A 9,605-nucleotide genomic window follows, 5' to 3' on the forward strand; every position below is an offset into this window, starting at 1 on the left:
TACCGGGACTACCTCGAACTGCACGGCCTGTCCGTCCAGTTGGCCGAGGCGCTCGCCGAGTACTGGCACGCCCGCGTCCGCTCCGAGCTCGGCTTCTCCGGCGAGGACCCGGCGCAGATGGAGGACATGTTCGCCCTGAAGTACCGGGGCGCACGCTTCTCCCTCGGTTACGGCGCCTGCCCCGACCTCGAGGACCGGGCCAAGATCGCCGAGCTCCTGGAGCCCGAGCGGATCGGCGTGCACCTCAGCGAGGAGTTCCAGCTGCACCCGGAGCAGTCCACGGACGCCATCGTCATCCACCACCCCGAGGCGAAGTACTTCAACGCGCGCTGACCGGACCGGTCGTACACTGGTCGGTCCAGCGCAGGCCGGTCGCCCTTCCGCTCGTGAAGGGGGACCGGCCTCTTCGTCCCTCGTGGAGGTGTTACCGGATGACCAGTACGGTCCCCGCACTCGGTACCCGAACGGCCGAAGGGTCCGCCCTCCAGGCCGTCCTTCTCGACATGGACGGCACCCTCGTCGACACCGAGGGCTTCTGGTGGGACGCCGAGGTCGCGGTCTTCGCCGACCTCGGCCACACCCTCGACGACGCCTGGCGCCAAGTCGTCGTCGGCGGCCCCATGACGCGCAGCGCCGCCTTCCTCATCGAGGCCACCGGCGCCGACATCACCGTGCCCGAGCTGACCGTGCTGCTCAACGACGGTTTCGAACGCCGCATCAGCCGGTCGCTGCCGCTGATGCCCGGCGCCGCCAGACTCCTCGGCGAGCTCGCCGCGCACGGGGTGCCCGCCGCCCTCGTCTCCGCCTCGCACCGCCGCATCATCGACCGCGTCCTGCACTCCCTGGGCCGGCAGAACTTCCGGCTCACCGTCGCCGGTGACGAGGTCGAACGCACCAAGCCGCACCCCGACCCCTACCTCGTCGCCGCCGCCGGACTGGGCGCCGACCCGCGCCGCTGCGCGGTCATCGAGGACACCGCCACCGGTGTCGCCGCCGCCGAGGCCGCCGGGTGCCACGTCGTCGCCGTGCCGTCCGTCGCGCCGATCGAGGCGGCGCCCCGGCGCACCGTCGTGCGGTCCCTCGAACACGTCGACCTTCCCTTTCTGCGCGGACTGGTGACGCTCTGAAGGACGGCGCGCAGAACGGCGTGAAGTCATCGCACCGGCTGGATCCGCGCCCCCGCGCGCCCCGTTGAGGGTGTGACCTTTCCCACTCGACAAGGGGTCGACAGCGCCCGGCCCCGGCGCCGGAACGAGAGCCACCGGTCGTCACGGGGTCTCCTTGTGTCCCGATTGGTGGCCCCCTGCGCCGAACCTTCCTCCTGAGGTGTTTTCGGTGTGTCCACACCCGGTTCCAGAGCGTGATGGGCGCCCCTGCGGAGCGGCTGCGGCGCCTCCGGGCGAGCGCATTAGTGTCGTCGCGAGAACATCGCCGTAACCCTCCCGTGCCGCGCGCACCACCCCTCGCACCCGGGTCACGGGAACCGACAGCTCTGGAGAAGTACGAGCATGAACCGCAAGACCTTGGTGCTGCCGGCCGTGATCGGTCTGCTCGCCCCCGTGCTCGCAGCGTGCGGCGGGGCCGACAGCGGTGGCAAGGACGGCGACGCGATCGTCGTCGGCACCACCGACCGGTTCGTCGCCTCCGGCAAGGTCCCGGCCCCGTTCGACCCGGCCTACGCCTACGACGCGGGGTCCTGGAACGTGCTGCGCCAGACCGTGCAGACCCTGATGGCCATGCCCCGCAGCGGCAGCGGCGAGCCGGTCCCGGAAGCCGCCGAGAGCTGCCTCTTCTCCGACAGCGGCAGCGAGCGGTACGCGTGCAAGCTGCGCAAGGACCTCAAGTTCGCGGACGGCACCCCGGTGACCGCCGACGACGTGAAGTACTCCATCGACCGTGTCCGCAAGATCAAGAGCAACAGCGGCTCGTACAGCCTGCTCTCCGCGATCGACACGATCGAGACCCAGGGCGACCGCGAGGTGATCTTCCACCTCAGCACCCCGGACGCGACCTTCCCGTACAAGCTGGCCACCCCCACGGCCGGCATCGTCAACCCCGACGACTACGCGAAGGACGGCCTGCGCAAGGGCTTCGAGGTGGACGGCTCCGGCCCCTACACCCTCAAGGCCGAGGTCAAGGACAACGCCGTCGTCAAGACCGTCTTCACCAAGAACCCCAACTACCAGGGTGAGCTGAAGCCGAAGAACGACAAGGTCGAGCTGCGCTCCTTCACGGACGCCGACGCCATGGGCGCGGCTCTGGAGAAGGGCGACGTCGACCTGATGACGCGCACCATGTCGCCGGAGCAGATCAAGTCCTACGGCACGAACCCGCCGAAGAACGTGAACCTGGTCGAGATGCCGGGCATGGAGATCCGCTACCTCGGCTTCAACACCGCGGCCGCCAGCGTCAAGGACAAGGCCGTCCGCCAGGCCATGGCCCAGACCGTCGACCGCGGCGAGATCGCCGCGACCGTCTACGGCACCACCGCCGAGCCGCTCTACTCGCTCGTCCCGGTCGGCATCACCGGCCACCAGAACTCGTTCTTCAACAAGTACGGCGACCCGGACCTGGACAAGGCCAGGTCGATCCTGCACCGGGCGAACATCAACACCCCGGTGAAGCTCACGCTGCACTACACGACGGACCACTACGGCCCCGCCATGAAGAAGGAGTTCGAGGTCCTCAAGAAGCAGCTCGACAGCAGCGGCCTGTTCCAGGTCAAGCTCGAGAGCGCGCCCTGGGAGACCTACCGCGACGCCGAGCTCAAGGGCAAGTACGACGTCTACGGCATGGGCTGGTTCCCCGACTTCCCGGACGCGGACAACTTCCTCGCGCCGTTCCTCGACAAGGGCAACTTCCTCAACTCGCCCTACTCGGACAGCCGTATCCGCGGTGAGCTCATCCCGGCCGAGCGCCGCGAGGCCGACCGCCTGACCGCCTCCCGGAGCGTCGAGCAGATCCAGGACATCGTCGCCGACGACGTGCCGGTCCTCCCGCTGTGGCAGGGCAAGCAGTACGTCGCCGCCCGCGACGACGTCACCGGAGTGGAGTGGGCGCTGTCCGCCTCCTCCGTCCTCCAGCTGTGGGAACTGGGCCGCGGCGTCAGCGGCTGATCACCCGGCACGAGAGGGGCCGGCCCCGGAGCTGCGGCCGGCCCCCCGCTTTTCCTCGCACGACCGACGACAAGGCACGTACGTGAGAATGCGCAATCAGTGGCTCGCCCCCACCGCCGGAGCGGTCCTCGCCGCGGCTCTGCTCGCGGGCTGCGGCTCGGAGAACGGCGACTCCGCGGCCTCGGGCGACTCCGTGGTCATGGGAATGTCCGACGACGTCCTGGCCACCGACCCGGCCTCCGGCTACGACCCCGGGTCCTGGCTGCTGTTCAACAACGTCTTCCAGTCGCTCCTGAGCTTCCCCAACGGCGGCACCGAGCCCGTCCCGGAAGCCGCCGAGGAGTGCCACTTCAGCAACGCGGCCACCAAGGTCTACACGTGCACGCTCCGCAAGGGGCTGAAGTTCAGCAACGGGGACGCGCTCACCTCGAAGGACGTCAAGTACTCCTTCGACCGCATGATGACCATCGGCGACGACGCCGGTCCGGCGATCATGTTCCCCATGCTCGACAAGGTCGAGACCCCCGACGCGCACACCGTCGTCTTCCAGCTCAAGTACGCCGACGCGACCTTCCCCAGCAAGATCGCCTCCGGTGCCGGGTCCATCGTCGACCACAGCGAGTACCCCGCCGACAAGCTCCGCACGGACGGCAAGGCCGTCGGCTCGGGCCCCTACAAGCTCGACTCGTACAGCAAGAACCAGGCCGCCTTCTCGGTCAACTCCTCCTACGAGGGCACCGCCAAGGTCAAGAACTCCGGCGTCACCATGAAGTTCTTCCACGGCGACCAGAAGGCCCTCAAGAAGTCCCTGCTCGCAGGAGACGTCGACCTCGCCTACCGCGGCCTCGCCGCCCAGGACATCGCCGACATCGAGCAGTCGTCCTCCGAGGACATCGACGTCGTCGAGGGCAACAGCGCCGAGGTCCAGCACCTCGTCTTCAACATGAAGGACCCCGTCGCCGGCCGGCTCTCCGTCCGCAAGGCCATGGCCTACCTGCTCGACCGCGACGCCCTCATCGACAAGGTCTACGACAACACGACCGCCGCCCTGTACTCGATCATCCCGGCGGGCATCACCGGTCACAACACCGCCTTCTTCGACACGTACGGCGCCCGGCCCTCGCCCGCCAAGGCGGCCCAGGCCCTGCGCGCCGACGGCATCACCGGCAAGGTCAAGCTCACCCTGTGGTCCACGCCGGCCCGCTACGGACCCGCCACCGACGCCGAACTCAAGGCCGTCGCCGCCCAGCTGAACGCGAGCGGTCTGTTCGACGCCGACGTGAAGTCCGTCGCGTTCGCCCAGTACGAGCGCGACATCAAGTCCGGCAAGTACGGCGTCTACGTCAAGGGCTGGGTGCCCGACTACCCGGACCCGGACAACTTCACCCAGCCGTTCTTCGGCAAGGGCAACGTCCTCGACAACCACTACACCAACCGCACCATCACCGGGACGATCATTCCGCAGACCGGTGAACAGAGCGACCGGTCCTCCACCAGCCGCCAGTACGAGCAGCTCCAGGACATCGTCGCCGACGAACTGCCGATCCTGCCCGTGTGGCAGGCCAAGCAGTACGCCGTCGCTCGCGGCAACGTCTACGGACTCGAGAACTGCCTCGACGCGTCGACCGTCTTCCGCTTCTGGGCGATCAGCAAGGGCTGAGCGGGTCCACCCCGCGTCCCGCGGACACACGAGGGCGGCGGCCACCGGATCCCGGTGACCGCCGCCCTCCCGCGTGTGGCCGCTTGTTGTCGGCCTGGACGCCGGGCCTGCCGCCTACTGCGCGCCGGGGCGCACCAGACCGCTCTCGTACGCGTACACCGCGGCCTGCACCCGGTCGCGCAGCCCCAGCTTCGTCAGCACGTGACCGACATGGGTCTTCACGGTCGTCTCGCTCACGAACAGGTCGGCGGCGATCTCCGCGTTGGACAGGCCGCGCGCCACCAGCTTCAGCACCTCCACCTCCCGCTCGGTGAGGGTGTGCAGGGTGTCCGGCACCGGCTCCTCGCCCGAGGGCAGGTGGTCCGCGTACTTGTCGAGCAGGCGGCGCGTGATGCTCGGCGCCAGCATCGCCTCACCCGCGGCCACCACCCGGATCGCCTGCACCAGCTCGTGGGCCGGGGCGTCCTTGAGCAGGAAGCCGCTCGCCCCGGCCCGCAGCGCCTCGACCACGTACTCGTCGAGATCGAACGTCGTCAGGACCAGCACCTTCGCCGGGCCGTCCCGGCCGGGGCCGGTGATCTGCCGGGTCGCCTCGACCCCGTCCATCCGCGGCATCCGGATGTCCATCAGCACCACGTCGGGCTGCAGCGCCCGCACCTGGTCGAGCGCCTGGAGGCCGTCACCGGCCTCGCCGACGACCGCGATGTCCTGCTCGGCCTCCAGAATCATCCGGAAACCCGTACGCAGCAGAGGCTGGTCGTCGACCAGTAGGACGCGGATGGCCACGGAATGCTCCTTCGATAGTCCGGGCCCATTCTGCCTTGCTAGGGCCGCTCGGACTCGGGCACCCCGACCTGCAAGGGATATGGCGGGGGAGTCCCGCCGAACTCCGGGCAAACCGCCTGATGGTCGCACCAACCGCACAGCTTCGTCGGCCGCGGCCGCCACTGTCCGGACTCGGTCGCCTGCTGGATCGCGTCCCACAGCGCGTGCAGCTTGTGCTCGACCCGCTCCAGATCCGCCACCACCGGGTCGTACGTCAGCACGTCACCGCTGCCCAGATACACCAGCTGCAGCCGCCGCGGCACGATCCCCTTCAGCCGCCACACCACCAGCGCGTAGAACTTCATCTGGAACAGTGCGCCCTCCGCGTACTCGGGGCGGGGGGCCTTGCCCGTCTTGTAGTCGACGATGCGGACCTCGCCGGTCGGCGCCACGTCCACGCGGTCGATGATCCCGCGCAGCTTCAGCCCCGAGGCCAGCTCCGCCTCGACGAACAGCTCCCGGTCGGCCGGCTCCAGGCGCGTCGGGTCCTCGAGCGTGAACCAGCGCTCGACCAGGCGCTCCGCCTCGCCCAGCCAGCGCGTCATCCGCTCGCCCTCGACGTCGTCGGCGAACAGCTCCGCCAGCTCGGGGCGGCTCTCCCGCAACCGGTCCCACTGACCCGGGATCAGCGACTTGGCCTGCGGCGGCGTGCGCTCCCCGGCGGGCGCGTCGAACAGTCTCTCCAGCACCGCGTGCACCAGCGTGCCCCGCGTCGCCGCCTCGCTCGGCTTCTCGGGCAGCTTGTCGATCACCCGGAACCGGTACAGCAGCGGACACTGCATGAAATCGCTCGCGCGCGACGGCGAGAGCGATGCCGGCCGGGCGGCCGCGGGGGTGGACTGGGCACTGGTCTCCATGACCCACGACCATACGGGCCGCCACTGACAGTCAGGCACCTGCGCGTCCGGGGGCGTCCCCCGTAGCGTGGCCCCTGGGGAGTCGACGCGGGCCGCCGGACGCCGTCCGCATACCATCGACGCCAGAACGTCCCGCCCCGCGGCGGGAGACGCTCGAACGAGGGGACCGAGGGATCACCGTGGACGACAGCGCCCGGCCGCAGTCCGGCACCGGCGGAACGACGCCGCCCACGGGGCGCGATACCGACCCCACCCCCCGCCCCGCGGACCCGGCCGCCGCCGACTCCAACGGCTCCAACGGCTCCGGCGACTCCGGGCGGGCCGGGGATTCCGGGCAGGCCGGCGACTCCGGTCGGTCCGACCCGCAGGACGAGTCGGCGCAGCCCGGACCGGAGCGGCCCGAGCCCGTCGCGCCTCACGCCGACACCCATGCCGACACCGACGCCGACGCCGACGAGCCCGCCCGGTCCGCCCCGACACCCGAGCCCGCGGAGCTGCACGCCGGCCCCGCCGACCGGCACCCCGAGCGCGCCGCCGCGACCTCGGGGCAGCGCAAGGGCCCGGCCAAGCCGCCCGAGCCGCGTGGCGGCCTGCTCATGGGACGGCCGTTCGGCGTGCCGGTGTACGTCGCCCCCAGCTGGTTCCTCGTCGCCGCGCTCATCACCTGGGTGTTCGGCGGGCAGCTCGACCGCGTGCTGCCCGAGCTCGGCGCCGCCCGCTACCTGGTCTCCCTCTTCTTCGCGGTCGCGTTCTACGCCTCCGTGCTGGTCCACGAGCTCGCCCACACCGTCGCCGCCCTGCGCTTCAAGCTCCCCGTCCGCCGCATCCGGCTCCAGTTCTTCGGCGGCGTCTCGGAGATCGAGAAGGAGTCCGAGACGCCGGGCCGCGAGTTCGTCCTCGCGTTCGTCGGGCCGCTGCTCTCGCTCGTCCTGGCCGGCGTCTTCTACCTCGGGATGCGGGCCGTCGAGCCCGGCACCGTCCCGGGCGTCCTGCTCGCCGGCCTGATGATCTCCAACCTCATCGTGGCGATCTTCAACCTGCTGCCCGGTCTGCCCCTCGACGGCGGCCGCATGCTCCGCGCCGTCGTCTGGAAGATCACCGGCAAGCCCATGAGCGGCACCGTCGCCGCCGCCTGGGTCGGCCGCGCCCTCGCCGTCTCGGTCCTCATCGGGCTGCCGCTGCTCACCCAGTCCGGGGCACTCGGCGCGGACGCCGAAGAGGTCAGCGGCATGGACACCGTCCTCGACGCGCTGCTGGCCGCGATCCTCGCCGCGATCATCTGGACCGGCGCCGGCAACAGCCTGCGCATGGCCCGGCTGCGCGAGCACCTGCCCGAGCTGCGTGCCCGCTCCCTCACCCGCCGCGCCGTCCCCGTCGAGCCCGCCACCCCGCTCTCCGAGGCCCTGCGCCGGGCCAACGAGGCGGGTGCCCGCGCCCTCGTCGTCGTCGACGCCGACGGCGAGCCCCGCTCCCTCGTCCGCGAGGCCGCGATCGTCGGCGTCCCCGAGCACCGCCGCCCCTGGGTGGCCGTGAGCGGACTCGCCCAGGACCTCAGCGACGGCATGCGCGTCTCCGCCGAGCTGGCCGGCGAGGACCTCCTCGACACCCTGCGCGCCACGCCCGCCACCGAGTACCTCGTCGTCGAGGACAACGGCGCCATCTACGGCGTCCTGTCCGCCGCCGACGTGGAGCGCGCCTTCGTCAAGGCGATGGCCCGGCCCAGCTGACGCCGCCCCTCGTGGTCGGCGGCCCCTGCCGGGGCCGGTACGCTGGTCACATGTCCGAACCGACCGGTGCCGCCCGCAGGCGCGGGCCCTTCAAGGTCGGGGACCAGGTTCAGCTGACCGACCCCAAGGGCCGCCACTACACGTTCACGCTCGAAGAGGGAAAGAACTTCCACACCCACAAGGGTTCCTTCCCGCACGACGAGCTGATCGGCGCACCCGAGGGCAGCGTTGTCCGCACCACCGGAAACGTCGCCTACCTCGCGCTGCGCCCCCTGCTCCCCGACTACGTCCTGTCCATGCCCCGCGGCGCCGCCGTGGTCTACCCCAAGGACGCGGGGCAGATCCTGGCCTTCGCCGACATCTTCCCCGGCGCCCGCGTCGTGGAAGCGGGCGTGGGCTCCGGCTCGCTCAGCAGCTTCCTGCTCCGCGCCATCGGCGACGACGGCATGCTGCACTCCTACGAGCGCCGCGAGGACTTCGCCGAGATCGCCAAGGGCAACGTCGAGCGCTACTTCGGCGGCCCGCACCCCGCCTGGCAGCTCACCGTCGGCGACCTCCAGGACAACCTGTCCGACGGTGACGTCGACCGCGTCATCCTCGACATGCTGGCCCCCTGGGAGTGCCTGGACGTCGTCAAGAAGGCGCTCGTCCCCGGCGGCATCCTGTGCTGCTACGTCGCCACCACGACGCAGCTCGCCCGCACCGTCGAGTCCATCCGCGAGATCGGCTGCTTCAACGAGCCGACCTCCTGGGAGACGATGCTCCGCAACTGGCACGTGGAGGGCCTCGCGGTCCGCCCCGACCACCGGATGATCGGCCACACCGGCTTCCTCCTCACCGCGCGCCGCCTCGCGGACGGCGTCGAGCCGCCCATGCGCCGCCGCCGCCCCGCCAAGGGCGCCTACGGCGAGGACTACGACGGCCCCAACGCCGACGGCGGAGCCCGCGGCCGCTGACCCTCCGCGACACCTTCACAACGCATCGGCGCCGCCGTCGAGTTCCCCGCCCCGTACGGGAACTCGACGGCGGCGCCCGTACGTTGACCCCACGGCAGCACCACCACGACGATCCGTCCGGCGCGAGCCCGCCCAGAAGGTGCGGACCCCGCCGTTCCCCTGCACTGTGACCTGTGGCACGATGCTGGCCACCCCCTCCGGCACAGCCCTCACAGGAGACACTCCTCGTGCAGCAGCCCCCCCGGCAGACGATCCCGGAACTGGCGCACGCCACCACCCGTCCCATCCACTGGCTGGCCACCGCGGCCGCCGTCGCCGCCGTCGTCGCGGTGTCCGGCCTCCTGCAGCCGCACTCCGCCACCGCCGCGCAGACGGACGCCGCGCCGCGCGCCGCCAAGGCGCACCCCGTCGCCCCGCCCGACCCCGCCCGTGTCGACTTCCCGCTCGACTGCGGCCCGGTCACG

General features: G+C 71.1%; 8 protein-coding genes and 1 pseudogene. 7 read left to right on the forward strand and 2 right to left on the reverse strand.

Annotated features, from left to right (window positions below; translation table 11 throughout):
- The 4 genes from GTW43_RS12245 to GTW43_RS12260 form a co-directional block, all read left to right on the forward strand.
- Window positions 1-333: vitamin B12 dependent-methionine synthase activation domain-containing protein (locus tag GTW43_RS12245; protein WP_161301683.1), on the forward strand; the 333-nt coding region annotated here is incomplete at its 5' end.
- A 98-nt stretch (window positions 334-431) separates the two neighbouring features.
- Window positions 432-1,127, forward strand: coding sequence for an HAD family phosphatase (locus GTW43_RS12250; RefSeq protein ID WP_161301684.1), 696 nt, complete (start codon window positions 432-434; stop codon window positions 1,125-1,127).
- Between the two features lie 381 nt (window positions 1,128-1,508).
- The gene (locus tag GTW43_RS12255; RefSeq protein ID WP_161301685.1) at window positions 1,509-3,116 is read left to right on the forward strand and encodes an ABC transporter substrate-binding protein; all 1,608 of its coding nucleotides are present in this window, start codon (window positions 1,509-1,511) and stop codon (window positions 3,114-3,116) included.
- Window positions 3,117-3,204: 88 nt separating this feature from the next.
- A complete protein-coding gene (locus tag GTW43_RS12260; protein ID WP_161301690.1) occupies window positions 3,205-4,776 on the forward strand; it encodes an ABC transporter substrate-binding protein in 1,572 nt (523 codons plus the stop codon).
- Window positions 4,777-4,890: 114 nt separating this feature from the next.
- On the opposite strand, the gene GTW43_RS12265 is transcribed toward GTW43_RS12260, so the two are convergent.
- Entirely contained in the window at window positions 4,891-5,562 is a 672-nt protein-coding gene (locus tag GTW43_RS12265; protein ID WP_161301686.1) for a response regulator transcription factor, read from the reverse strand.
- A gap of 38 nt (window positions 5,563-5,600) precedes the next feature.
- Window positions 5,601-6,458, reverse strand: a complete 858-nt coding sequence (locus GTW43_RS12270) for a RecB family exonuclease (protein WP_161301687.1) — start codon at window positions 6,456-6,458, stop codon at window positions 5,601-5,603.
- Between the two features lie 179 nt (window positions 6,459-6,637).
- Here GTW43_RS12270 and GTW43_RS12275 point away from each other — a divergent pair, with 179 nt between their 5' ends.
- The 3 genes and pseudogenes from GTW43_RS12275 to GTW43_RS12285 all read left to right on the forward strand — a co-directional run.
- Window positions 6,638-8,185, forward strand: coding sequence for a site-2 protease family protein (locus tag GTW43_RS12275; RefSeq protein WP_161301688.1), 1,548 nt, complete (start codon window positions 6,638-6,640; stop codon window positions 8,183-8,185).
- 50 nt (window positions 8,186-8,235) lie between these two features.
- Window positions 8,236-9,141: a tRNA (adenine-N1)-methyltransferase gene (locus GTW43_RS12280; protein WP_161301689.1), complete on the forward strand. Its 906-nt coding sequence runs from the start codon at window positions 8,236-8,238 to the stop codon at window positions 9,139-9,141.
- Window positions 9,142-9,368: 227 nt separating this feature from the next.
- Window positions 9,369-9,605, forward strand: a pseudogene (locus GTW43_RS12285) (hypothetical protein); the annotation flags it as partial.

It is taken from the genome of Streptomyces sp. SID5785 (assembly GCF_009870065.1).
Classification (GTDB): Bacteria; Actinomycetota; Actinomycetes; order Streptomycetales; family Streptomycetaceae; genus Streptomyces.